22 protein-coding genes are annotated in these 26,073 nt (G+C 36.8%); 7 read left to right on the top strand and 15 right to left on the bottom strand.

The genetic code is table 11. From position 1 onward, the window contains the following. Positions 1–29: 29 nt before the first annotated feature. The 8 genes from AB1471_RS12565 to AB1471_RS12530 form a co-directional block, all read right to left on the bottom strand. Positions 30–203, bottom strand: coding sequence for a hypothetical protein (locus tag AB1471_RS12565; protein WP_367780114.1), 174 nt, complete (start codon positions 201–203; stop codon positions 30–32). A 125-nt stretch (positions 204–328) separates the two neighbouring features. Further along, the gene (locus AB1471_RS12560; protein ID WP_367780113.1) at positions 329–466 is read right to left on the bottom strand and encodes a hypothetical protein; all 138 of its coding nucleotides are present in this window, start codon (positions 464–466) and stop codon (positions 329–331) included. Then, a complete protein-coding gene (locus AB1471_RS12555) occupies positions 463–1,623 on the bottom strand; it encodes an AimR family lysis-lysogeny pheromone receptor (protein WP_367780112.1) in 1,161 nt (386 codons plus the stop codon). Before AB1471_RS12555 ends, AB1471_RS12560 begins: the two co-directional genes overlap by 4 nt. Before the next feature lie 480 nt (positions 1,624–2,103). Beyond that, positions 2,104–2,703 carry a response regulator gene (locus AB1471_RS12550; RefSeq protein ID WP_367780111.1) on the bottom strand — a complete coding sequence of 200 codons (600 nt, stop codon included), beginning with the start codon at positions 2,701–2,703 and terminating at the stop codon, positions 2,104–2,106. After that, positions 2,700–3,836, bottom strand: a complete 1,137-nt coding sequence (locus tag AB1471_RS12545) for a sensor histidine kinase (protein WP_367780110.1) — start codon at positions 3,834–3,836, stop codon at positions 2,700–2,702. Before AB1471_RS12545 ends, AB1471_RS12550 begins: the two co-directional genes overlap by 4 nt. A gap of 690 nt (positions 3,837–4,526) precedes the next feature. After that, positions 4,527–5,579, bottom strand: coding sequence for a Delta(5) desaturase DesA (gene desA / locus AB1471_RS12540; RefSeq protein ID WP_367780109.1), 1,053 nt, complete (start codon positions 5,577–5,579; stop codon positions 4,527–4,529). Between the two features lie 339 nt (positions 5,580–5,918). After that, positions 5,919–7,118 carry a dicarboxylate/amino acid:cation symporter gene (locus AB1471_RS12535; RefSeq protein ID WP_367780108.1) on the bottom strand — a complete coding sequence of 400 codons (1,200 nt, stop codon included), beginning with the start codon at positions 7,116–7,118 and terminating at the stop codon, positions 5,919–5,921. Between the two features lie 474 nt (positions 7,119–7,592). Then, entirely contained in the window at positions 7,593–8,354 is a 762-nt protein-coding gene (locus AB1471_RS12530) for a TraR/DksA C4-type zinc finger protein (protein ID WP_367780107.1), read from the bottom strand. Between the two features lie 160 nt (positions 8,355–8,514). Between AB1471_RS12530 and AB1471_RS12525 the strand changes: the two genes are divergently transcribed. Continuing rightward, positions 8,515–9,498, top strand: coding sequence for a M23 family metallopeptidase (locus tag AB1471_RS12525; protein WP_367780106.1), 984 nt, complete (start codon positions 8,515–8,517; stop codon positions 9,496–9,498). Positions 9,499–9,572: 74 nt separating this feature from the next. Here the strand turns inward: AB1471_RS12525 and AB1471_RS12520 are convergent, their stop codons facing one another. Continuing rightward, positions 9,573–10,394, bottom strand: coding sequence for a glycerophosphodiester phosphodiesterase family protein (locus AB1471_RS12520; RefSeq protein WP_367780105.1), 822 nt, complete (start codon positions 10,392–10,394; stop codon positions 9,573–9,575). A 308-nt stretch (positions 10,395–10,702) separates the two neighbouring features. Here AB1471_RS12520 and AB1471_RS12515 point away from each other — a divergent pair, with 308 nt between their 5' ends. Genes AB1471_RS12515 through AB1471_RS12505 form a run of 3 tightly spaced genes read left to right on the top strand, consistent with a single transcriptional unit; the run spans position 10,703 to position 12,020 of the window. Continuing rightward, the gene (locus AB1471_RS12515) at positions 10,703–11,491 is read left to right on the top strand and encodes a helix-turn-helix domain-containing protein (RefSeq protein WP_367780104.1); all 789 of its coding nucleotides are present in this window, start codon (positions 10,703–10,705) and stop codon (positions 11,489–11,491) included. A 56-nt stretch (positions 11,492–11,547) separates the two neighbouring features. Continuing rightward, the gene (locus AB1471_RS12510; protein ID WP_367780103.1) at positions 11,548–11,766 is read left to right on the top strand and encodes a DUF1659 domain-containing protein; all 219 of its coding nucleotides are present in this window, start codon (positions 11,548–11,550) and stop codon (positions 11,764–11,766) included. 35 nt (positions 11,767–11,801) lie between these two features. Beyond that, positions 11,802–12,020 (top strand): DUF2922 domain-containing protein, encoded by a 219-nt coding sequence (locus AB1471_RS12505; RefSeq protein WP_367780102.1) that lies wholly within the window; start codon positions 11,802–11,804, stop codon positions 12,018–12,020. A gap of 431 nt (positions 12,021–12,451) precedes the next feature. On the opposite strand, the gene AB1471_RS12500 is transcribed toward AB1471_RS12505, so the two are convergent. The 4 genes from AB1471_RS12500 to AB1471_RS12485 form a co-directional block, all read right to left on the bottom strand. Further along, complete coding sequence (locus tag AB1471_RS12500) at positions 12,452–13,144, bottom strand: class I SAM-dependent methyltransferase (protein WP_367780115.1); 693 nt, start codon at positions 13,142–13,144, stop codon at positions 12,452–12,454. Positions 13,145–13,472: 328 nt separating this feature from the next. Continuing rightward, positions 13,473–14,807: an aminotransferase family protein gene (locus AB1471_RS12495; protein WP_367780101.1), complete on the bottom strand. Its 1,335-nt coding sequence runs from the start codon at positions 14,805–14,807 to the stop codon at positions 13,473–13,475. Between the two features lie 183 nt (positions 14,808–14,990). Further along, positions 14,991–16,400, bottom strand: coding sequence for an APC family permease (locus tag AB1471_RS12490; RefSeq protein ID WP_367780100.1), 1,410 nt, complete (start codon positions 16,398–16,400; stop codon positions 14,991–14,993). Between the two features lie 812 nt (positions 16,401–17,212). After that, complete coding sequence (locus tag AB1471_RS12485) at positions 17,213–17,371, bottom strand: hypothetical protein (protein WP_367780099.1); 159 nt, start codon at positions 17,369–17,371, stop codon at positions 17,213–17,215. A 776-nt stretch (positions 17,372–18,147) separates the two neighbouring features. Here AB1471_RS12485 and AB1471_RS12480 point away from each other — a divergent pair. Genes AB1471_RS12480 through AB1471_RS12470 form a run of 3 tightly spaced genes read left to right on the top strand, consistent with a single transcriptional unit; the run spans position 18,148 to position 20,717 of the window. Next, positions 18,148–18,333, top strand: coding sequence for a hypothetical protein (locus tag AB1471_RS12480; protein ID WP_367780098.1), 186 nt, complete (start codon positions 18,148–18,150; stop codon positions 18,331–18,333). A gap of 4 nt (positions 18,334–18,337) precedes the next feature. Next, positions 18,338–20,341 carry a DNA sulfur modification protein DndD gene (gene dndD, locus AB1471_RS12475; protein ID WP_367780097.1) on the top strand — a complete coding sequence of 668 codons (2,004 nt, stop codon included), beginning with the start codon at positions 18,338–18,340 and terminating at the stop codon, positions 20,339–20,341. 1 nt (position 20,342) lies between these two features. Further along, a complete protein-coding gene (locus tag AB1471_RS12470; protein WP_367780096.1) occupies positions 20,343–20,717 on the top strand; it encodes a DndE family protein in 375 nt (124 codons plus the stop codon). 28 nt (positions 20,718–20,745) lie between these two features. On the opposite strand, the gene dptH is transcribed toward AB1471_RS12470, so the two are convergent. Both dptH and dptG read right to left on the bottom strand, forming a co-directional pair. Then, a complete protein-coding gene (gene dptH / locus AB1471_RS12465; RefSeq protein ID WP_367780095.1) occupies positions 20,746–24,684 on the bottom strand; it encodes a DNA phosphorothioation-dependent restriction protein DptH in 3,939 nt (1,312 codons plus the stop codon). Continuing rightward, entirely contained in the window at positions 24,665–26,068 is a 1,404-nt protein-coding gene (gene dptG, locus AB1471_RS12460; protein ID WP_367780094.1) for a DNA phosphorothioation-dependent restriction protein DptG, read from the bottom strand. Before dptG ends, dptH begins: the two co-directional genes overlap by 20 nt. Between the last annotated feature and the right edge of the window lie 5 nt (positions 26,069–26,073).

The following is a 26,073-nucleotide window of genomic DNA, read 5'->3' as shown; positions in this document are numbered from 1 at the left end:
AGAAAAAGCTCTACATTCTCGTGTAGAGTTTAGCTTGTCTTCAAGATTTCCCACAATTGATTGTATTCCTCTTCTGAAATTTTACCTGCTTCTTTAAGATTATTTAGTACTTGTGCCAGATCAATTTTTCCGCTCGTCACATAATCGTTTAACTCTACTCCCAGTGTAGTTAACGTTTTTGCTACAGCATACGATTCGTTCATTTCTATCCCTCCCTTAAGATAATCTAAATTTAAGTGGTCATTGTTTTGAATTATCTTAGAATCGCTGACCACCTCTTAAAACGACTGAAGGACAGTACCTCATTTGAGATACTGCCCTTCATAAATCAACCAGTAGGTGTTTCGCCTATTGGGTTTGGTTGTTCTATTTGATGATGTTTATTTATTTTCTTTGTTACTGGAGGAGTGAGTATAAATGAAGTCAAGAACGCCATAGATAATGACTCAATTGTAATATTTTTCATTTCGAAAGAACCTCCTTATTAAATTTCTTAAATATCAAATCAGGAAAATCTTTAAAATGATAGTCACCACGATTTTCAAAAATTAGACGCGCCTCATCAAGAAGCTGCTCTCGTCCCATTTCCGTTGGCTCAATCAACGAGCGTACAATTGTAGCAAATACAGCGTCGTATTTGTCCCAATCTTTAATTCTCAGTGTTTCTCGTGCTTCTTCAACTCTTCCTTGTGTTGCTAATAAATACGCTTTATTTATTGAATGAGTACATTGTAGGTTTTCAGTTTGACCATGAAAGATCAAAGCAAACTCTAAATAAAAATGTACAGCTTCGTTCTCAACAGCAGGCCCGATTTTTTTATAAAGTTGAATCGACTCCTCTAAATATCTAGTGAATCGTTCATAGTCGTCGTATATGTATGTCATTCCTATAGCATAGTTTGCAGACGCCTTATGTCGTTCTCCGACATCACTTTTTATAACTTCGTGACCGATCTTCCTTACCATTTCGTAATTTTTTTGTTTTAGAAACGCTCTCGCATAGAGTTCTTGAACCTTCATAAAAAAGATTTTGTAAGGAAACATTCCTTTGTAACTATCTATTTCTTCTAATAGCTCATTACACTTTAGTCCTAGTCTTTTGAATCTAAACCTTTCATCTTCGGTAGTATCATAATTTAATAGATAAATAGCCTCGGAAAAACGTTTTAAGAATTGAATGTGTGGGAGACTACTTTTGATGTTGCCGATTTTCTGATACATTTCTGTCCACTCAATATCATCATTTTTTGCTTGTGACATCAACCATATTATATCTGAAAACTTAGCCATTTCAACCGACGTTGTTTTTACCTTATCAACTAAAGACCTGTGAAGATCATAGTAATTTTTCTCATAGCAGTATACTAGCGTTTCTTTCAAATGATTAGGCTTCAATTCATAACTGAACGCATAGTATTCAATTGTTCTTTCTTCACGATCCACTTCTGTAGCATACATAAAATGAAGTCCTAAAATCGTATTTAAGGAAATTTGGGGTTTTCCAGCTTCACAAAACTTGAGGTAATTTAATACAGTAGTTTTTGATACGCCTATTTCCCTCGCTATTTTCCTTTGACCTCTTGCGTCTTCAAGAATACAATCTCGTATTTCTACTAACCTCAAACCACTCACCCTCCTCCTGGTCAAACTTCCCCAAAACAGAATAAAGTTAATTAAAATGGTAATTTCCCCTTTAAATTAATGATATTCCGTATCCTGTGTGGGAGAGAGCTAGAATATTCATTTTATTATAAATATAATTATCTGAAAAATCAATCGAATTATGTCGCCTCCTTTTTGGTAATTTTTTCTGAAAAGTATAATCAAGGTAGAGCTCAGGAAATATTCTATAAACCAATTGCTTCAGTTAGTAATCCAACCGCTTAGCAAGAACTTATTATTAATTTGATTGCTTGGATCGCTTGGTTTATTGCACTTTTCACTAGATTCACTGTCTTTGTTTAATACCTCATAAAAAATATTAGAAAATGGAAAAACTGTTATAGAGTTTTTACTTGGGGTTTTTGGGGTCATCTAGCTCACTCTCTTCTCTAACCATAAAAAATAACCAGCAAGCCAAATGGTCTACTGGTTTCACGCACTTTATTTAAACCAACCCTTCTCCTTAAAACGCGAGATGGCTTCGATTCGGTTACTTACTTCTAATTTATCAAGAATGATCGAGATGTAGTTGCGCACGGTGCCGTTGGTAATGAAGAGTTCGCTTGCAATTTGTTTGGTGTTTTTGCCATCTGCGATCAATTCGATCACCTGGTTTTCGCGCTCTGTCAGTGGATTCACTTCAGTAAATGCCATATCTACTAGCTCTGGTGCATAAATGCGACGTCCATCCATAATCGTGCGGATCGAGTTCGCGAGTTCATCACTTGGGCTGTCTTTTAGCAAATAGCCACTGACACCTGCATTTCGTGCCCGTTCAAAATAACCTGTTCGTGCAAACGTGGTTAAAATAATGATTTTGCATGGATGATCCTTCAACTCTGCTGCAGCATCTAACCCACTTTTTAATGGCATCTCAATATCCATGATGCAAATTTCGGGATCGTGCTCCTTCACAAGTGCGATCGCTTCCTCCCCATTTCGCGCCTTCGCAACGACCTGCATGTCCTCTTCCAAATCAAGAAGTGAACCAAGAGCCCCTAGTAGCATACTCTGATCCTCGGCAATTACAATTCGAATCACGACAATCCCTCCCGTTTCGTTTGTTGAATCACATATGGCACACGGATGGTCAGTGTCGTTCCGTTTAAGGACTCAATGCCCAAACTGCCATTGACGAATTCCAATCGCTCTTTCATCCCGCGCAATCCATTTCCCACAATCGAATGATCATTTTTTGGAAATCCAACACCGTTATCATCGACTTGAATGACCAATTCTTTGTCCGTTTGCTCGATCAACACGTCACATGTTGCAGCTTGACTATGCTTCACTACATTGGTCACAGCCTCTTTCAAACACATACTCACTACATTTTCCACTAACAGGGTCGTATTTTTAAGCTTCGCATCGCCTTTAATACTGAATTTCATCTGAGCTGCTGTTAAAATTTGCTTAATCCTCACGATCTCGTCTTCTAATTTAGCGCCCCGCATATCAGAAACGAGTTCACGGACTTCTTTTAAAGCCGTTCTCGCCGTCTGATGGATATCGTGGATTTCACCTTTGGCTGATTCTGGATTGGCGATCAATAATTTCCCTGCTAAATCACTTTTTAACCCAATAAGCGAAAGTTTTTGACCAAGTGTATCATGCAAATCGCGTGCAATCCGCTGACGCTCCTCCATCACAATTAGCTGAGAAATTCGTCTATTTGCATCTTCCAACTGACCTTCGAGTTTCTCGCGTTTGATTCGGTTATACGAATTAAATGGCAGCAAAATGACGCCAATGACGCTAATTAACACAAACGGAAATTGCGAGAAAAAAAACGCATCCTGCGTGAAAAACCCGATATTTATCGTAGCAATCGTACTTAGCACAAGCACTCCATACAGCGTAAAAAATCCGATTTTATTTTGTACATTTCCAATCATAAACGCCAAGAAAAGAGCAAAATACACAAAACTGAAAAACACTGTCATGACGATGCTGATTACAATTGCGATACCCACCCAAACATAATTCACCCAACCCTTTGTCACGAAAGTCAGGCGATAGGAAACGAAAAACAATATGATCAGGAAGACACCAATCAAAATCTCCATCCATGTGGAAGACCTGAAGATAAAATAGAAAGGTAGCATACAAAAAATAATCCATATGTAAATGTTCAAGCTCGTATTTTTCGGGAAAATATTATACCACTTCTGCATGCGTATCGTCCTTTCTTTTCTATATTATAACAAATTTATTGCAAGTCTGGGTAAAAAGTGGGTGTTATTGGCGGGTGTGGCCTGTTTATCGAAGTTTGAGCGGTGAATATCCGCGGGTGTAGCTTGTTTATCGAAGTTTGGACGGCGAATATCCGCGGGTGCAGTTCGTTTATCGAAGGCTGCACCCCACTTATCCGCGCTTCATGACAAAAAGCCTACTCAGATGCTGGCGCAAACACCATGATGCAGTGTTATCCGCGGGTGTAGCTCGTTTATCGAAGGCTGCACCCCACTTATCCGCACTTCATGATAAATGTCCTACTCAGATGCTGACGCAAACACCATGACGCAGTGTTATCCGCGGCTGTGCCCTGTTTATCGAAGGCTGCACGCCACTTATCCGCACTTCATGACAAATAGCCTACTCAGATGCTGACGTAAACACCGTGATGCAGTGTTATCCGCGGTCTGTTTATCGAAGTTTGAGCGGCGAATATCCGCGGGTGCAGTTCGTTTATCGAAGGCTGCACGCCACTTATCCGCACTTCATGACAAATAGCCTACTCATGTGCTGACGAAACACCATGATACAGTGTTATCCGCGGGTGCGGCTTGTATATCGAAGGCTGCACATGGTTACCAAAAAACACCCATCCAACAGGAGCTTTGGAGGGTGCTTTGTTAAGGTGCTTATTTTCCTTCAACGCTTTGAATCTTTGCGTTCATTTGTAGGTTCAGCTTATCTTTTTTCCACTGTTGCTTAACTTCTTTGAAGCTTGCAAATGTTTTTCGTTTTTCATCGTATAAGCGGAAATGAATCGATTGTAAACTTTTGCCCATTGTGATCGTTGTCGCGTGATGCAACGGCGGTGTTGATTCATGCGCTTTTTCCAAGTTGTAGTTTGGAACTCTCGGACTTAAATGATGCACATGGTGGTAACCAATATTCCCTGTCACCCACTGTAGCACTTTTGGAAGCTTGTAAAACGAACTTCCGTCAACAGCTGCTTTCACGTAATTCCACTCTGATTCATTTTCAAAATACGAATCTTCAAATTGGTGCTGCACATAAAATAACCAAATGCCCAGTGAACCAGCCACAAACATGATCGGTACATGGACAAGCAAGAACGCCTGAATGCCCACGGTCCAGATAACAAGTGCGTAAACCACAACAACTAGAATATTCGTGAGGTACGTATTATTACGTTCTTTTTTACGAGCATCTTTGCGGTTCATACGATTTGTCACCAAGTAAAGATAAAGTGGACCAAGTCCAAACATCACAAGTGGGTTACGGTATAAACGGTAAGACACTCTTTCTTTAAATGAAGCTTTTGCGTATTCATCAACCGTCATAATCCACACATCGCCTATCCCACGCTTATCTAAATTACCGCTTGTTGCATGGTGAATGTTATGTTCGCGTTTCCATTTTTCATATGGAAACATCGTAATGACACCTGTGATGGTTCCAAGCACATTATTTAATTTTTTATTTTTAAAGAAAGATCCGTGACAGCAATCATGGAAAATGATAAAGATTCGTATAACAAATCCTGCTGCTACAACACTTAATCCGAACGTTAACCAAATTGAAACCGATAAACTCTGATATGCTAAAAACCACAACAAGAAAAATGGTGGAATGGTATTAAAAAGTTGCTTAACGCTTGACTTCATATTCGATTTCTCGAAAGGAGAGATACTTTTTCTTAGCGCTGCTGTTTTTTGTTTACTCATGTCATCCTCCTATTATCAAAAGATTCCGTTGCTCTTATGACCTCATCATAAATGATACACAGCATTCAAATAAGTCATGGATGTCAACACATGAACATGACAAGTGTCATAGTGTGTTTAGGAAGATACAGGGGAAATTTTGAGAGGTGCTTAGTGAGTTGAGTCTACTATCATCACCTTTAGCTGTTTTACCTAAAAAAGTTCGACACATAAAAAAGACGAGTAATATTTATACTCGCCTTCCTTGCAATAATCATCATCTGATTCCATATTAGTTTTTTATTAACACGTCTAATCCTTTAATGGAATCGACAACCACTATCCATATCATTTTCTCGATCAGACGGCCTCTCTATCATTAGTAGCCACGGGGATCTCATTTCCTTTTACACCAGAATCGCCTTCTGAAAATTTGTTCACGATCGTACTGATCGCACCGTCACCGGTAATGTTCGCAGCTGTTCCGAATCCGTCTTGCGTCATATGCAATGCAATGATCAGGCCAACTGCTAGTTCGGTAAAGCCAAGCATAGAGGTTAAGATCCCTACAGCAGCCATGACGGCCCCACCTGGTACACCAGGTGCAGCAACCATAATTACACTAAGCATAGCGATGAACGGCAGCATATTTCCGAAAGTTGGAAGAGCAAAATCTGGGAGGAAATTCATTATAGCAATCGTATTCACCACAATGGTGATCACACTACCTGACAGATGAATCGTGGCACACAATGGAACAACAAAATCTGCCACTTCCTCTTTTACATTGTTTTTCTTCACTTGTTCGAGTGTAACAGGTATAGTTGCTGCACTACTCATTGTTCCAATTGCTGTAAAGTATGCCGGAAGCATGCTCTTAAGTAAAACGAATGGATTTTGTTTGGTAAGTGCACCAGCTACAGAGAACTGAATGATCAGCCAGAGGCTTTGCGAAACAACCCCTATCAATAGCACCATACCAAACACCTTTAAGATGTTAAAAACTTCCCCTTTTGCCGCCAGTTCCACGAAGATACTAGCAATATAGATGGGTAAAAATGGGACAATTACTTTTGAAAGGACCATATCAATAATGTTTTTTCCTTCATCGGAGAACCTCATTAAGGTCAGACTCTTTGTTTTTGCAATCCCAATTCCAAAGAGGAAAGCTGCTACAAGTGCTGTTAACACACCCATTACTGGGTCGATTTCAAAATGGAAGAATGGTTCGATTCCTTCTTGTCCTCCTGCTACCGAAGTTCCTTCATTGGATAGAAGAGGTATAAACGTAATAGCCATAGCGAATGCAAACAAACCAGCTAGTAAGCTAGACAGGTACGCTGTTCCAACGGTAACGCCTACCATTTTTCCAGATTTATCTCCAAGTTTTGAAATACCCGACACAATAAAGAATAAAATAAGAAACGGAATAACAAAACCAATAAATTGCCCAAATAAACCCTTGATCGTCACAAATAACTGTGTAACAGGATCAATATTCAATAATCCTATTAAAATACCAGCAATAATACCTAACACAAGTTTCCCTATCAGCTTCATATTGTACCTCCTCATTCTGATGCTTACTTCTACTTGTTGTGGCCTGTCATTCTTATGAGGATTATTTTTTCATAAGAGAATTATCTTAAATATTTCAAAGCGTGTAATTGTTACATACTATAATAATATATTACATACTTTTTGTCGAACAGTCTATAATTTTCTGAATTTTTGATAGAAAATGACAGTTGAGAGCGTAGGAACAGAAAATGGACGCGCTTGATTTGCAAGAAATTACTTAAGAGTGCTGAATACGCAGCGTATCCGCGTCTGTGCCGGGTTTATCGAAGGCTGTGCGTCGGGTATCCGCTTATGTTTCACCTATATCGAAGGCTACACTTCACATATCCGCGTTTCATGCCAAATGTCCTAACTCACTATAGATGGATGGCGTCTGTGTCTGGTTTTTCCAAACATTTCCCCACCAAAGATAGGGTGCCGATTTTCATGGGCACCCTTTCTCAAAAGCTAAAATCATTCTTGTTGCCTTTCTGAATTTGTGTATGACTCTTTCTCCACTCCAGGTAAATCACCAAAAGACGTCATGATCCCTTCCTCATCTAATGCCTCTTCATAGCGTTCGTGTTCTTTATTTGGGTAGACCGTTACCGTTTGTCCATCCATATCAACGCCGACAAAATTTTCGTAGGATTCCACGTTCCCATTGTTTTCATCCCATTCCGTATACGTATTTTCGTATTCTCCTGGAGGATTTTCTATATCGGATGGGGAATCGGACGTCCCATAACGCGCAACATCCTGCCATGAATCCTCTGCATCATAGCCAACATTCTCATCTTTTTCATCCAAATTATACTTACCAAACGGTGGCGTGAGAATCTGTTCTTCCACTGGCCGATGCCTAGAAACATCTTGATCTGGAGTATGCGCAATACAATACCTTGCTGTTGGCAGTGCCTCTAAACGCTCAATCGGAATTTCATCCGCGCATTCGGCACATTGACCATACATGCCGACCTTCATTGCTTCTAACGCTTCATCAATTGCTTTCAGTTCAAGCTTATCATGCTCATTTAGTGCGAGATCTTTTTCTCTTTCGTATAACTCTGAGCCAGTATCTCCTGGGTGGTTATCGTAAGAAGAAAGTTCACTTACGGAATCTGTGTGACTTCTTTGCAAATCATAATGATCATTTTCTTCAAATTGTACCTCTAACTCCTTTTTCCTCTTCAGTAATTGGGAGCGAAAAGATGATAATTGTTGTGCTGTTAACATGAAATTCAGTCCTTTACCATACGTCATTTACCTTATAATTGCCCAAAGATGAAATTTAAATCATGGGAAAAACCACATACTGTTTTTAATAATTATTCACTGATGAAATCATGTAGATTGGGGAAAATAAATGTACATTAGAAAAATGGAGTTGAGATGTATGCGATTTTTACTTTCAACCGTTGTGGTTTTTGTTCTCTTTTCCTCCGTTGTTTCGTCTGAAAACAAACCACAATCGCGAGAAAAACTTTTAAACGAACGCATGGAATATTATGTACAATATAGCGCGATGCATTTCATTCCTTGGTATTATTTAGCTGCTGTGGACCAATTTGAACGAAATATCCAACTTGTTCGTGATGATCTCCCAAGTAGAGAAGGCCCCATCGCTATCCAATTTGATAAAAAAGTTTGGGCAGGTAAGGCGAATCCGTACAAAGAAGGTAAATCGCCTTCCATGATCTCTTTTTTTGGTGGACAAGGAAAAGATGGGAATGATAATGGTTACGCTGATCGCAATGACATAGAAGATGTACTGTTTACGATGGCTGACTATTTGAGTGAATACGGACAGGCTGAAGAAGACTTTAAAGTAGCACTCATGGATTATTACAAACGTGAGGAATCCGTGAATCAAATTATGACGATCGCAAAGATTTACAAGCATTTTGATACTTTGGATTTATATAACTACACCTTTCCCCTTTCGTTGAACCATAATTTTAGTTATCGAAGTACATGGGGCGATAGTAGAGGATGGGGTGGTAGACGAATGCATGAAGGAACTGACCTATTTGCTTCCTCTGGCGTTCCCGTTCTGGCTACTACGAATGGGATTGTAGAAGTGGCCGGCTGGAATGACTTTGGGGGCTGGAGAATTGGAATTCGGGATGTTCACAACACTTATCATTACTATGCTCATTTATCAGGATTTAGTGAAGAGATAAAAGAAGGAGACATCGTAAAAACAGGCACTGTCATTGGTTATGTCGGAAGCTCTGGTTACGGGAAAGAAGGAACAAGCGGAAAGTTCCCCCCACATCTCCACTACGGAATGTACCGAGATAATGGAAGAACAGAATGGGCCTTTGATCCATACCCTTCCTTACGCATATGGGAAAAACAAACAAGAAATCAAAACTAGTCGCTTTCAAACAATCCACAATTTCTTAAAGGAGTTGTGGATTGTTTACGGTCAACGAAAGGGACACCCGCATATCAATGGGTGTCCTCAATTTCTTCAGGTATGACATAATCCGTATAAAAACCATGTACATCAATTTCGAAGTACGAATACATTTCATCGAGGTCATTGATCGTATAAATATACGTCACAATTCCCTTCTTATAAAGATGTTCAATCATCGTCTCTTTTGCTCTGGTCTTAGCGATACCAACTGCTTGAATATCATGTTTTTTGCTAAACTTAACGATGGATTCGGTTGAAAATTCTTCACGACCAATTATATAGATGACGTCGTGAAAACCATAGCTCCTAATCACTTCAAGCTCATCTTGATAATACATTTGAGGAATTAATCTCTTCTGAATGCTTTCCTCCACTTCTTCTATTTCTTTCCCCACTTTTTTATATAGCTTTTTCGAATCCTCAACCGAAGAAACCTTCCCATCCAATACAACATAAATCTCCGGGTGCTGTTCTAATAATACCAAAATATCCTTAAAATCCATTGGCGTGTACTGAAGGTAATAAGGGAGTTTAATGAATTTCTTATACGTTAATGCTTTCGCCTTGGCAGGGTCGAAATCTTGCCCATATGTTTCATCCCATCCATGTCGCGCGACTAATTTACCATCGCTTGTTAATGATAGATCTATTTCAATTAATTTATATCCATTGTTATAACTGTTAATAAACGCTTCCCGACTATTCGTATAATCTTTTCCTTTAATTCCTCCTGCAGCATGTGCAATCAACCTATGATCGGTCCAGGAGTATGACTCAATTTCTTTATCTTTGCTCGTAGTAGAGCCAGTTATAAGGGAAATGAAAGCCATAAATATAAAGACATATTTCAAAAAATCACCACCGTTAGAGACCTTATCTTACCTTGTAGTATGAGCCAATCTGATCTTTAGATTCACCGATTTTTGATTCTTAAAAACCATCTTTTAAGGCTCGTCCACCTCAGTCAATGTGGAAAATCTGGTGCCATTCACCGCTACATACTTAATGAAAAAAACAGTCGACACTCCTTTCACTCGGATTTTCCTTTCTAACTTTTTTAACGTTTATTGTAGCAAGGGTGACCAATCGCTCGACTTTTTGCGATATGGAAGTGAGATATTATTTCTCAACTTTTCATATACAAAGGAGCGAATGAACCATGATGTGGTTAAACAAATTTCAATCATTTAAATCAAAGGAAGAATTAAACCTTGCTGTGGAGAAACAGTTAAAAGAAAAACACGTATCACAAAAAGAGAAAGCGTTATTCAAGCTGATCAGTCGGTACGCGGTGAAATTTCCAGGTGCTGCGCATTTAAAAGTGGCCACGATGGCGAAGGAAATGGGTTGTTCTGATAAGACGATCAGACGGATGATTAATCGTTTAGCAGAGAAACACATGATTCAAAAAATCTATACGATGCGTGAAATTCGTGGGGGGAAGGGCGCAAATATCCTTGTGATTCTTCCTGTTGAAAAAGATCATTCTTCCTTATTTGGCGTTCGTGACCAATCGAAGTTGCCCACTCGTCCATCACAGACAACCCCTGATGTCCCTAAGGTTTGTATCCCAAAAAATCAGAATGAACCTTCTTTATCTTTAAAACAAAAAAATAAAAATCACATAAAAGATACGGCTGTACCAGCGGAGACCTTATCAAAAAAAATTCCAGCTCCAATATTCAAAGCCTTCTCAAAATATTTTAATGATGCAGCCTCCATTTATGCTTATTACGGGATTTTATTGCGAGCAAAAGCGTCGATTCAACCATCTATGCTAATAGAAAATCGTCCAGAACCATTTATTGAGGCTTGGCATTCAACGATTTTACAAGCGAAGCAAGGGAAGGTGAAGTCGTTAAAGAAGTACTTATACCGAGCCTTTCAACAAGCCACACTCACCGCTGTAAGGCAGGAAAAACCTATTTTTAATTGGCTTGAACAATAAGGGTGTCCTTTTTACCGTCGACTTGCGATATAGGAAGTGAAAGGGGGTGAGCGAACATGGCACAAAAATATGTGAATGACGTAAAGCTTCGTCTTGTGTTTGAAGCAGGCACTGGCGCAGATGGCATGCCCATGCTTAAAAAGAAAACGTTAAGCCGCATTGGTGTTGCTGTAACACCCGATCAACTATACAACACAGCATTAGCGTATTCTTCATTAAGTAGCTATCCATTGCTTGAGATTGAGCGCTTAGAAACAGCTGGTATCGAGGAATAATCGAGGCGTTTCCCCAATAGAAAGGAGGGACAATCATGGTCAAAACACTAGAACTTCAATTTGTAACAGAAAGTGGCACATCATCCAACTTATCCATTGACTCACCAAACGAGCCACTCGATCCTGCCGCAATCCAAGCAGTGATGGAAAACATCATTGCACAAGATGCATTTGTCACACCAACTGGCGCGCTCGTTGGCATTAAAGGCGCCAGACTGATCGAACGTGAAGTAACACCTGTTGAATTTGCTTAACAAGTGCGGTGACCAGCACCTGCTGGGCACCTTTTTCAGTAGTCAAAATGTGACAATACGGCTTGATCCGCGGATAACATGGTTAGTACAAACACCCGCTTTCACCTTTCATAAAAGGAGTTGAGGTATATGGATTATTGGAATTTTTTCAAAAGGCTCAAAATGCCCTTGAAAACGCTTTTGTACGTCAGGCAGCCTCTTATTACCCTGAACGTTCTGAAATGTCTTATATATGAGCATTCAAACAGCTAAAAAACTAATGGATTTAAATAAACAACAAGGAAAGGTAAGACTACACATTACCTACCCTATCAAATAAACAGTTATCAAAAAATAAACGAAATAGCCTGAGTTCCAGTTTCATTAGGACTCAGGCTATTGTCTATAGGTTAGATCAACCCGGGGAGAAATTGGTTCTTTTCTTATCTTGATTATCTCTCTTTTTTCAACCACCAAATACCAGCACATTCGGGTAGTGTAATTAAATTTTCTCTAACCACTTTTTCAGCTAGTTCGTCTCCAAAGAAAAATCTTGATAACTCCTCCGCTTGCTTCAAACTATCGAACTGATAATCTAAGCGTATCCACTTATGAGAAAAACCATATTTATTTTCAAGTAATGAGTAATATTGTTTTAGAAATTCAGGTGGATTAGGTGTTTCAAATCCAGTTCCCATCGTTTCGAAAATTATGACCATTCCTTTAGCGCGAAGCACACGCATAATTTCTTCCATAACTTTTTCGATATTATGTACATTATTCTCTACTTCGGAGCTACCAAGATAACCAATCGACCACCCTGATACAACTAAGTCAGCACTTTCGTTTTCTGCTGGGATTTTTCGATGGTCAGCAACCTCTATTTGATAATTTAAGTTTTTATTATGCTTTAATTTTTCTTCATTAAGGATTAACATCTCAGCCGAAGCGTCTAGTGCTAAAATTGATTTAACATAAGGAGCTAGTACACTCGTTAACCTTCCTGAACCCGCTCCCATATCAATAACATCTAATTGATTTATAGGTGTAATCTCCTCTATGGTTTTTAATACACTAGGCTGTTTTGAAATCATTTGTTCATACAGTTTCGTTTGATTCTTATAGACATTCGTATGGTCTGGCATTTGTACATCAGGATCAAATGCTTTGTTATTCATGATTTTATTCTCCTTTTCAATAGTATTTTAATTTCTTACTATCTTTTAGTATTACATAATCAAACTCACTCTGAATAGAATGAATTTCCTGTCAAAAGCGAAATTGAATTTCCGGCCATCGTTTCGTTATTTATTACACCGGATTGAAGCGAATCTTGAAGCAGTCATCGATTCCATTCAGCGTTTGCCAGAGAAGATTAAGTAAAAACAGCTGTCGATAATCGACAACTGTTTTTTCATCCTTCTTTTTCAACTTCAGAGAACAAACTCATCCACTACCTTTTTTCTCCAAAGCTTATTTCGTTTGTACCATTTGCCTTTCAACAGCAAGAATGGAATCATAAAGGATAGAAGTCATTTCTTCTATCTCCGTTTTGTTAATGATGAGTGGTGGTGCAAACACAAGAGTATCTTGACCATCAAAAATGACAGACCTACAAATGAGGCCACGTTTTGCTGCTTCTCCAACAATTAAAGGAGATACAGGAGAATCAAATTTTTCTTGAGTGACTTGATCTTTTACGATTTCAATGGCTCCCATTAATCCTAATCCTCTAACCTCGCCGATAATCTCTAGATTGCTTTTTAGCCAATTAAAACCATTTAACATTTCCTTGCCCATCACTTTTGCGTTTTCGGTTAGGTTTTCATTTTCGATCATTTCAATATTTTTCAATCCAACCGCACAAGCCGTTGGATGACCACTATACGTATAACCATGTAGCATTGTACCCTCAGAAAGTTCAATGAAATCTTGATGGATTTCTTCTGAAAGCATGACACCACCTAAAGGAAGATAACCACTGGTGACGCCTTTAGCAAAACACATTACATCTGGAGTCACTCCATAGTGTTCGATCCCGAAGTCTTTGCCTGTTCTGCCGAATGCTGTAATTACTTCATCCGTTATAAACAAAATCTCATACTCATCACATATTTCTCTTACTTCCTTAAAATAATTTTCTGGTGCGATATGAACCCCACCAGCGCCTTGTACAGGCTCTGAAATAAATGCAGCGATTGTATCTGCCCCCTCTGTTTCAATTAATTCACGGAGGGCTTGAGCCGAAAAGTGCTCTACATAACAAAAGTCAGGCGCTAATGAGTTCGTAAACTCTCGGTAAGGTTTCAGCCCGGTGCTTGTTGCCCCCATAGAAACGCCGTGATAGGATTTCGTTTGTGAAATAATTTTCTTTTTACTTGGTTTTCCTTTTAATAACCAATAATTTCGGACAAGTTTATAGGCAGTATCATTCGCTTCCGAACCACCAGAAGCAAAGAACGTGGCACTTAGTCCTTTTGGTGCAATTTGAGCAAGTTTAGCTGACAGTCGAATCGCAGGCTCATTACTAAATGTAGAAAAATTAGAGCTATAAGCTAGCTTTTGCATTTGCTCCATTGCCGTTTTCCCTAATTCTTCTCTGCCATGACCAACGTTGACATTCCACAAGGATGACATTCCATCAATATAACAATTACCATTCAAATCATAAAGATGAACGCCCTTGCCTTCTGTAAAAATAAATGCAGCTCCATCCTCTTGTTGTTGTTTTATTGGAGATATTGGGTGGAGGAAATGCTTTTTATCTAGCTCTGATAATTCTTGAATTAAACGTTCATTTTTTGTCATTTTTAACATCCTCTCTTTAATGGTTAAAGGTTTTACACGTTCGTGACAATTGCAGTGATTATCCGCGGGAATAGGTAGGGTATCGAAGTCTGGTCAGCTCATATCCGCGGATGTGAAAGCTGTATCGAAGCTTGTCCTGCATATATCCGCGCATCGTGACAAATGCCCTATCGATTGTTTGTTTTAAATTTTGTACTGTTTCTGTTCTTCAGGAAGTGTTTCAATGTTTGCGTCATATTTTCCCTTTTTCATTTGATAGTAGAAGTAACATCCAATACCGCTCCAACCTACCACCATGATCCATTCATATGGCCAAATTAGAGCTGCCGGCATTCCTGGCATGTATAGAACGATAAAACCAAAGCTTAGTACAAGTGCAATCCAACCGATTGCCTTCCCTTTTCCTGCCTTAAACGGCCTGACCATATTCGGTTCCTTATTACGCAAAAGAATAAATGATAAAGCAACGAAAAAGTAAGCAATCACAATACCTAAACCTCCAGCGTCTACAATCCACACTAATGCAGGTCGTCCCAAAAGAGGAGCTGACACCGCTAACGCTCCAAGGAATAACACAGCGTTTGAAGGCGTTTTATATTTTGGATGTAAATAGCTGAACCATTTTGGTAACATGCCAGAAATCGCCATGGCATAAATAATACGACTCCCACCGATGATAAAAGCATTCCAGCTTGTAACAATCCCAGCAATCCCAGCTATTATTAAGATTTTTGCGAAAAATTGAGAACCAAAGACGGCTGCCATCGCATCAGCAGTTGCCAATGTTGTTACACTTAGTGCTTCTTTATCCAATGCCATTGATACACCAAAAGCAATCGCTAAGTAAAACACAACCGCACATCCTACAGAGAAAATGAGAATTTTCCCAATCTCTTTCGCTGGAATATCTGCCTCTTCTGCCACTTGCGGAATCACATCAAATCCTACAAATAAAAATGGAACCATGATCAATACCGTCATAATCCCGCCAGCTCCACCAAAAAAGAATGGTTCTAAATTATTTGCCTCACCGTTTGTAGCGGATCCAAATATTAATAATAGACCAATGATAATAATCGCACTCGTCAACACCACTTGCATAAAAGCAGCTGGCTTTAACCCGAAATAGTTAAGAGCGGTTAATAATACGGCCCCAACAGAGCCGATCAATACCCATGTTAAATAAACATCCCCTCCTCCAATTGTCCATAAATATCCAACGTGTGAATCAGGTATTATGTAATCAATCACAGTCGGCAGAGCAACCGCTTCAAATGCCACAACAGACACGTACCCTAAGGTAATCGCCCACGAAGCAATAAATGACGCAGTTCTTCCCATAGCCCGTTCCACGTATTGATGTTCTCCGCCGACTTTTGGCATGGCAGAAGCTAGTTCCGCATAGGTTAAGCCGACAAATATAACAAGTACTCCACCAATGAGGAAGGCGGCTAAAGCCCCAATAGATCCCGCAAAAGTAATCCAATTACCTGATAGTACAACCCATCCCCAACCGAGCATAGCTCCAATGGATAGGAACAACACATCCATTCTTGATAGTACTTTTTTTAACTCCTTTTTCTCACCCCTCACTCACTTCAACCCTTTCAATCTACTTACTTTTTTATCTTTCTTTCGGTCGGATGCTCGCCTTTGATCGTTATGAATATTCTGAAACTTTCACCCGTTTCATCTTAGTACTGCCACCGCCAGTCCCTCCTACAATTCTTCAACTAATACGACAAGACGCTCTAGGTAGATGTTTCCCTTAAAAAACGGGGACGGTGAGAAAAATCGATCGTTACACTATGAAAACTTTTATACATGGTAAAATGGAATTCTTGATCGATCTCGACTTTGTATCAATTACAGGTGCAACTCAAAAACTCAAAAATCGCAACTTGAATAATATTGTCTACTAATTTATTGTAATTTTCAATCATTTCGACAAAAAAAGGGGAATTCCTTTATAAATCGAAAGGAACTCAACTGTGTAGGAATGGATTGTTATCCCAGCGTGCTTATCATCCATTGCATTTCTTTTAACCAAGTAGTATACTTTAGATAGTCGAAGAACTTAATAGTTCCATAAGCTTTCTATTTGTTCCTAGCTTTACTAACGGACCCTAGAAAGACGAACGGTTAAACAGATAAAACATACGCCACATGTTTTATCTCCGTAGAAAAAACGCTCACGCGAAGGTATTTGGGACCTGCGAGCGTTTTTTTTATAGGAATAAAACGACCTTCCGAGAGGTATACTGGAAATAGATAAACAAAAAAGCAAGGACGTTCTCACCGTCTGCAACCCCTGTGTTAAGAGTCGTAACAATCGGTATTTTGGGGATACCGACTGTTTATGCAGACCGTTTTGAACGCCTTACTAATTTTAAACTACTATGTTGTTACAGTATCGGAGGAAATCCAAACAGTACAAGCAAAACATTGACCGCCACAGTCGGTGCCTTGAATGCTACTACTACAAGCCCGATCCCTTTGCACGCCGTTAAGAATGCAAGGGAAAGGGTTTGGATGCCCTCACAGAGTCGAATAAACTTATCCATAAGCAGACCCCCTTCCCGTTAAACAGATGCGGGGTGACTGCTTGCTACCTTAACACATTTCAACTATATCATAATCTATATTTTAAGATTGAAGGAGACATAGAATTTATGTCTCTTTTTGGTTTGGGCAAATGCACAGACACTTTCCCTATCCTCCACTGTGTTGATCTAATAAATCCATTGAATTTTACTCTAAGATCTTTAAACTCTCCCCTGAATCATTTTTATTATAAACTTAGCATCTAAATAAGCTAATGATAGTAAACTCAACAACAACCTCCGAAAACAGGAACCATTTTACAATAGAGAAATGAGCAACTAGGTTAATAATTGTGCTAAAATGTTTATAGAAGACATCTTTCTTGTATAGCATGTAAGTTTCACCACTTATCATCGTGCCAGAATAGGTACCTTTTTTTATATTCAATTGGATGTTTCCACTTTTCCGACCCTCGTACTAGTGCAGTATTTTCTTGAGCGCGTGCTTGGAATCTTGCCTTAATATGAAAAGCATCTGTTTCCGATAGGCTCTCCATAACCCCTCTAATACAAGGCTTCAGAAGGATTAATCCATATCGAAAAAACGCAATGTGAGAGATAAAATCATATTTCATCTATTCTTCTATATAGTAAAGTTTGTTTCGTTATACTCATTTCGACATTTGGGGGCGTATTCCTTTTTTACACGCAAAAATCCTTGCACACAATCATACAGATCTGTTGAATTAACTAAATATACCAAATTAACCAACTAACACCAAAGGGGTCTATAACCAATGATTGATAAAGAATATGAGATTGAATTAAGACTAGCCACCAAGCACAAAATACCTAGGCAACTTATACACAAATTATCAAAAGAATCGAAACTAAATCAGTATGAAAAAAGAGTAGATTCTAAGAAGATTCATGAGTTAGAGAGTTTAATACAAATGCAAATAAATGAGAATCGAAAGGAATAAAAATATGTTTTTTAAAAAGTTGGAATTCAAAAACTATAAAACTTATTATGGGATCCAGTCAATAGACTTGTCTTTGACACCGAATGATATAGATGAAAAAAGAAACATAATTCTATTTGGAGGATTAAATGGCGCCGGAAAAACCACTATTTTAAAAGCAATTAGATATATTTTATTTGGCGAGAGAGGTATTACAGAAGAGGAAAAAAAGAAAATTTTCTCAAATACAATTAATGACACTTTCTTTAACGAAGGGGGGAAAAAATGTTCAATTTCTCTTACGTTGGAACTCGATACGAAAGAAGAGTACAAGGTTGAAATAGAGTGGCTATTTGACCATTTAAAAAGAAAAGTACATGAAAATAGAACGATCCAACAAATAGGTGCTACACGAAACAAAAACATCCATGTTACTGATATCAATGCGTTCAACAGATTTATTGATCGTTATATTCCATATAACGCTGCCCCATTCTTTATATTTGATGGAGAAGACATAAAGGAACTCATTACAAAACAAGATGCAGAAAGTATGAAACTAACTATTCATAAAATTACTGGTTTGGACCGAACCAAATCTTTGATTTCTGACTTAAAAAAGTTAGAACAATCTCTTTTCAAAAAATTCAGTAAAATCACTGACTTGAAAACATCTTTACGACTTCAAGACGAGTTAACAAAGAAAGAAGAAGAGTTACGAACATTAGAATTGAGAATCACTAAATATAGAAAACAAATAGGTGAAGCAGAATCACAAATAAAAGAAATAACAATTGAAAGAAATAAAAAGCTTGCCAATAATTCGTCTTCAAGAGAAATATTGATCAAAAAGCAAACACAAGTTGGAACACAATTAACAATTGCAGAAGAGAACTTTAGTAAACTTTATCAAGAGAGCATTTTGGGGATACTCTTAAATGATTCCATAAAAAAGCTGCAGAATTCACTTAAAAGAGAGAACAAGCTAAAATCTGAAGCTCTACTTCAAAAATCCTTATTAGACCCATACAATGAATTTATGGAAAAGCTTTTAAACTCACCTATTAAACCCGAGCTCTCCAATGAACAGATAGACCAAATTAGAAGTTTGGGTGAAGAAATTTGGCTTCAAAAACAAAATAAATATAAGATCGAAGACTTTAATGAACTACATGATTTATCAAATAGAGAATTTCAATTTTTCACATCTTATCCATTCTTGGATTCAACCAGAATTGAGAAATTATTAAGTGAAATTGAAAATCTAGAACAGTCATATAGCGAGATGGAAGAAAAAATACTTGACGCTCCAGAATTAGTAGATACTAAAACTGAAAACGAAAAAATTTCTATAATAAATCAGAAATTAGGAGAATTAAAAACAAGATACAGAGTAGCTTCCAATAAAGCAACTCCATTAAAAAATGAAATTATTCGATTAAAAAACAATATCACTAGAGTATCTGATAATGATGAATCAACTGAGTTAATCGGAGAAAAGTTAAATTATGTAAAAAAAATTATAGCATATTACGAAGAGTACCTTGTTGAAATGACTAATTACAAAATGAATAAAATCCAAGAAGAATTCAAATTAATGCTTACTAAGCTACTTCGAAAGACAAATGAATTTAAGAGCATTGAATTCGATAAATCAACTTACAGTATTCGGTTATTTAATGATAGAGGACAAGAAATAAGTGTGTATGATCGTTCTGCAGGAGAGATGCAACTAATATCTTCATCATTTATCTGGGCACTAATAAAGTTATCAGAATTAGACTTACCAATAGTTATTGACACACCTCTTGGACGTCTTGATAGTATCCATAGAAATCACCTAGTGAAACATTATTATACGGAGTTGTCAAAGCAAGTAATTATTCTTTCCACCGATACAGAAGTGACACAAGAATATGTAAACTTGATGGAAAAATCCTCCGCTAAACAATACCTGCTAGACTATGATGAAAATAAAAAATATACAATCATTCGAAAAGGTTATTTTGATCTGGTGGAGGTAAAGTGAAATGGCAAATAAAAAGCTGAATTTATCAAAAGATGGTAAGGAAATGCTTGATGGAATATCGGCAGACTTAAATCTAGAGAGACCATTAACAATACAGGTAGCACTGGGGAAAGGATTGTCTTCACCAATGACGATCAGTGTTGATACAAGTTCAACACCAAAATGGACAATTCCAGAAGGTATTATTAAAAACAACGAATATCTACTTTTCAAACACTTAATAATTGAGCAGGAGCAAAAAAATCTAAATGACCAAGAGCTTAACAAACAGTTTATTTTCTTAATTGAAAGAGGCTTGAGAATTCTTAATAAGGAATTAAGATCAAAAAACAGTCTTCAGGATAGCCGTATCGCAATATTACCAAAAAAAGCGTAGCTAATAATAGCTACGCTTTTTTCACGCCCTACACTAATGAACGTGTAATTGATTCTATTAAATCAACATCCTCAACCACTTGTTTATCGGAGTAACAATATTTTAAAATTGTTTCTCTAACTAATTCAGTCTTACTTCCTGTTAGCCAATCTTCTAAACCATCTACTGAACTCAATAAGCATCTTTTAACGTCTTCTTCTAATAAGTTTATCTTTAGTACATTTCCTTCTAAGTTATTAGAACGAGAAGTCATTTCTCTATTAAAGGAGAACACTGAGCCTTGTCCAATATATGAATGAAGATGCTGATTAAATGTAAAATCACCTTTTTTCAATTTACCAAGAGTATTCTTTGTCAATTTATACTCTTTCTTAGGCCAAAAGTTTGTTTCTTCAATTCTTTTAGCGTTGGAAACAAACAGTTGAATGAAGAAATTTTGATAGAACTTTTTAACAAATCCATCTTCTTTATTTATAAGTTCCTCTTCCAGTAGAGCAACCGTTTTTTGAATTTGTTCCTCCGCTTTCCTCATCACACCTGGTTCATTACGTCCTACTTTAACTTCCATAGGATGTAAATGAAACTTAAGACCACTGTCTGAATCCTCTAAACCGATGAAAAGAAGATCATCACTATGCTGCCCTGTAACACCTAAATTTTTTGCTGTGAAGATTCCATCTTTTTTATTAAGGTTCGCGGCACCAGCTACCCTTAACACTTCTTCAAGACTAATTGGTACCCACAAAATATTTTTATGGTTAAGGTAAGCTAATGTTGCCTTTATGGCAGCTATAATGCTTAACTTCTCTTTTGCAAAGTATCCTTTACTGCCAACAATTTTGAGAAGCCATTCCCCATTTATTGTATTAAATGCAGAAATGATAGACTCTATATTTGATTGGTTGTGTTTAGTTGTGATATCTACTGAATCAAGATATTCTTCAATCACGTTATTAAATTGTTTCGAACGACTCGTAACAGTCACTGCATCATATTTAGAAGAAGAAGAATACTGATCACTATAATGAATAACGATTAAATCATCAAGCAAGTTTTCAAAGAAATCTAATTCAACTCCAGGGTCTACAAATGTTACCCAAATAGGCTTTTCTAATATGGTCTTAATTAACTCTAAATCCTTGTAAGATGTTCTTGAAACAATGCCCCTACCCTTTACGTAAGTATTGGTAGCCTCGTTTTCCAAGTTAGCTGATAGTTCATTCACATAGTAAGCGACTTTTATAAGAAAATTCTCACCATTCTGCATATCTTCTGTGCCATACCCGGTTCTGTAATCTTCTTCAAACTTTTTAGAAGGAGTAGAAGAATATAAACCATTTAAGGACACACCGGATGCTAAATGTTCCATATTTTGAACCGCAAAATTTTGTTGCGAGTGCATCTTATAAAAGGCAATATGTGAATAATCCACCTGATCTAGATCTGTTTGTACACTAAATCGAATATTTCGTTGAAAAGACTTAAATATTTCATCTTTAGAAAGGTCTTTTACTTTTAGTTTTATTTTAAATTTATCTTCTAGCTCCTCTGGATCTCTTAAAGCAGTATAAATTTCGGAATACGATTCACCTAACTCTGACCTAAAGATTTTTATTTCAATTGGCACAGGACTAATCGGGTTACTACTTAATTCCTCTAGATACCAGTCAAGTATTCCTCTTATTACTTGATAATCATTCAAAATATTGATCACTTGTATTTTAAAAGGAGCCTTAGATTTTTTTATAAAATAATATGTGAAATGATTTTTAAATTGATCTAATTTACCCTTTATAACCTTATTTAGATAAAGGTCAGCATCTAAGACATTTGAAGTTTCTTTTTTCTTATAAAGAATCCATCCAGGAACGTTCTCTTGTTGATCCGGACTAAAAACCTCATTTTTATTACCATAGATATAAGGTAAAAGACCATCCGATCTCAATCTATCTAAAATTGAAGTGTCTACATTTTCTTGTCTTAACTCTTCAATCTCTTGAATCTTATATGCAACATTAATTGGATGAAATGGAGTGAGCCAAATCTCTTCGTTTAATCGAATTAACCCTAGATTAAAAATATTAATGCCTGTACTACCTGCTGGTCTTTCTTCGTTCATATTTTCCACATGTGAAATAAATTCATTCAAATAATCTTTAGCACGTTGGATTACGTTTTCCGTCCATAATACTAGACTTGGTGGTTTTTCAATGAACGAGTTTATAAACCTACTATATGATTCACTCAAATCCTCTGGCAATACGAATTGTTCATTTTCTTTTAAATAACCATTAATGTAATTTGCACTAAAAAATCCACCTCTTAACCACTGACATTCCAATTCTATGAATGAACGATACCCACTTGACAATGAAAATTGATGTTCATTTCCTGTCACTTTACCATCGTTATAGTTAAATGAAATTTGCTCTTCTCTTTGAATCTTCCTAAGTTTATTAGGAGTAATAGGTACAATAGAAGTTTGATCTCCTTCTAGCCTAATTGGAATTTGAACCCCTCTTATAAGAGTCCTGAACTGGATAGGGTCTTCACTTTCAGCTAGTAATTCATCTATTTTTACTGTAAATGCCCCCAATTCCTCAACCTCGATGATCTGATCTTTCTTACTCACCGTAAAAGGTTCATTGAAACCATGAGGTGGTTCCCCTAAATCAATTGAATAATCTCCAATTGGCAAAATAATTTGTTTATCTTTAACATTTATCTCAAAATGATGTTTATGGTTTTCAAAAACATTAGACGATGAGATAGGAATAACACAAATATTCAACTCTACTCCAAGTTGTATTTTGTTTTCATGCTTATAATGAACCTTACCAAAAATAACTTCTCCATACGACTTAGGTACCCCTACCGTAATTTTTGATTTCTTAGTTTGTACTTCAAAGTTGGACTCTGGAGAAGTTGAAACAAAACTTTTCTTCAATGTGCTTTGTTCACTGTACTTAATGCTAATATTTGCATCAAAATTAAATTCTTCACCGTCTGAAAAAATGATTACCTGATATTTTCTTCTACCTGCAACTGTTTCAGATAGTTGACGCTTATAAATCTCTATTCCTTTTTCACACTCGAGACTTAACAACTCGACCTTAGTTTTCTTGTTCTGTTTTTCTCTGTCTTCATTTGATCTTTGAACCTTAGAAAACAATACTTTTTCCCATTCATCTTTTGCTAACGTTGAAGCTTCTTTCGGCATAAAATACTTTTCTAATTCACTCTTGTCTAAGTTATTTTCATTTATATGGTTAGTAATAGAGAACAACTCTCTGTTTTTTTCCAACCTTTTTCTTTGATTTACACCTGAATAATCGACTAGATTGTCATCTTTGAATAGACCCATTCTTTTATAATCATCGAATTCGATTGATCTCTGATCCAAGATTTTAAAAACATCCTGAAAATCATAAAAGTTAATGAAGTGTGTCTGTCTCTCTTGTTTCATTTTTTCTAAATATTGTTCTAGTACAATACTTTCGGTTGATGAACTAATACTATTTCCAATATTTTCTTTAAGATACTCACTAATTACATCTGGATGAAGTGGCATCTTTCCACTGACCAAAGAGATACTTCCTCCCGTAATTGAATCAAGTTCAGAAGAGATTATACTTAACAAGGCTTTACCTTCCCATATACTCCCTTGCTCCTGGTCACTTATTCTATTTCTTAAAGTAACTAAAAAATCGGATGAAACTTGTGAATTATTATATGCAACAACCAACCCATCTGAGATTGGTATCAAATTGGTGATATACTGCTCTCCGTTATCTAACTCAAAAATAAATCTCTCGGTGATAATTGAATTTTCAAGCGATGTCTTAAAATTCTCTACGTCTTGAATAGAATTTAGGCGTAAATAATATCTTTCTCCCGGATTGACTGTTCGTTTTCGAAAATAATCAGATAAATATTTTGCTATAAAATCAAAGAATTGGTTTGACATATTGCGCATCCCCACTATCACTCTTTTTTTCGATATAGTTCAAATGATCCAATAAATTGATCACTTCTACTCTGGAGTAATGATCAAATTTTACTCCTCTTTGTTCCAAGTTATTAAATAAATCTTTAAGATGAATTTTTTCATCTCCAACTGATACCGCACACAACATTAGTAGTAGGTCTTGAGACAAGCTCAAAACATTTCCATGTCTACCTCTACTCTTTAGTGCAATAGAAGCTCCTATATTTGATAAATTATTTCCATATTTCTTTTTCACATCATCATTCATTTTAATTTTTATAGATGAGAAAAGGGTTTCGAAAAGTTCAGGGATTTCTTTGTCACTCAGGCCGTTACTCTCTTCAACTTTAGCTAGTTCACAGTATTTTTTAATCCAAGAAATTAAATTTTCTTTTTCACGTTTCAGCATCTCATCATCTAAGCTTTCTAAGTCTTTTTTTACTTTATAGTATGAGAATACGTGCCGCTCATTCTCTAAATTCACTTGATTATGACTTAGGTGGGACATACAGTGAACATGCACGAATAATTTATCAGCATGTTCTCGAATGGTATTATATTCCTTTACAGCTTCACGGTAAGAGCCAACTCCAGTTTCCCAATCAAGAACGTGATTCAGGGGAGTAACCTTCCTATCACTTACTGTACCGAAACTTTGGGCAGATTTAAAAAACTGGAGAAAGTACTGAAACAAATAATAATGAATCAATGTAAATAAGTGCTTTAAGAAATATTCTTTTTTGTTGCTTAGATAAATAAAATCTTTTTGGAATTGCTCTACTAGCCCCACGTTAATTACCGCATATTTGTTTTTCTTTTGATTGCTATTTCCAATAAGTTCAGGAAGCGACTCCATTATAAGTTGTGTCAAAAGATTATCTGAACTTTTGTCCAGGAAAAGGTCCTTAAATTTATCTTGACCGCCTAATAAAACTTCATTGATAAAAATTGCGTATTTGATTTTCTCTTTACGCTCTTTTTCTGACAAATCATTATACATAAATAGATGAGGGTGTAATGGACTCTCTTTAGAACCTTCCATATTTAAATAGTCTTCTAAAAAACCCTCAAAAAATTCTTCAGATTCTTCTTCATTATTAAAATCAATAGATTTTAAAATGTTATCTACAATTTTATTTGATACAAATGAGTCCTCTTCTATTTTTGATATTTTCATGTTTGTGTTATTTCGCATAAGTTCACCCAGGAGTTCCCCAGTGTTTTCAGAAAATACTTTCGGTAACTTCTTCGTATCGAAAGGTAATACACTTAAAACACTTCCGGTGCTATTACTGAATTTATTATCCTTAGCTCCTCGAAGTAAGATACCCTCTAATTGATCAAATTGAAAATAACTGTTCATATCTA

The organism is Jeotgalibacillus marinus (assembly GCF_040801915.1).
Classification (GTDB): Bacteria; Bacillota; Bacilli; order Bacillales; family Jeotgalibacillaceae; genus Jeotgalibacillus; species Jeotgalibacillus marinus.
Note: the sequence above shows the minus strand (reverse complement) of the source record. Positions and strands in the feature narration are given on the sequence as shown.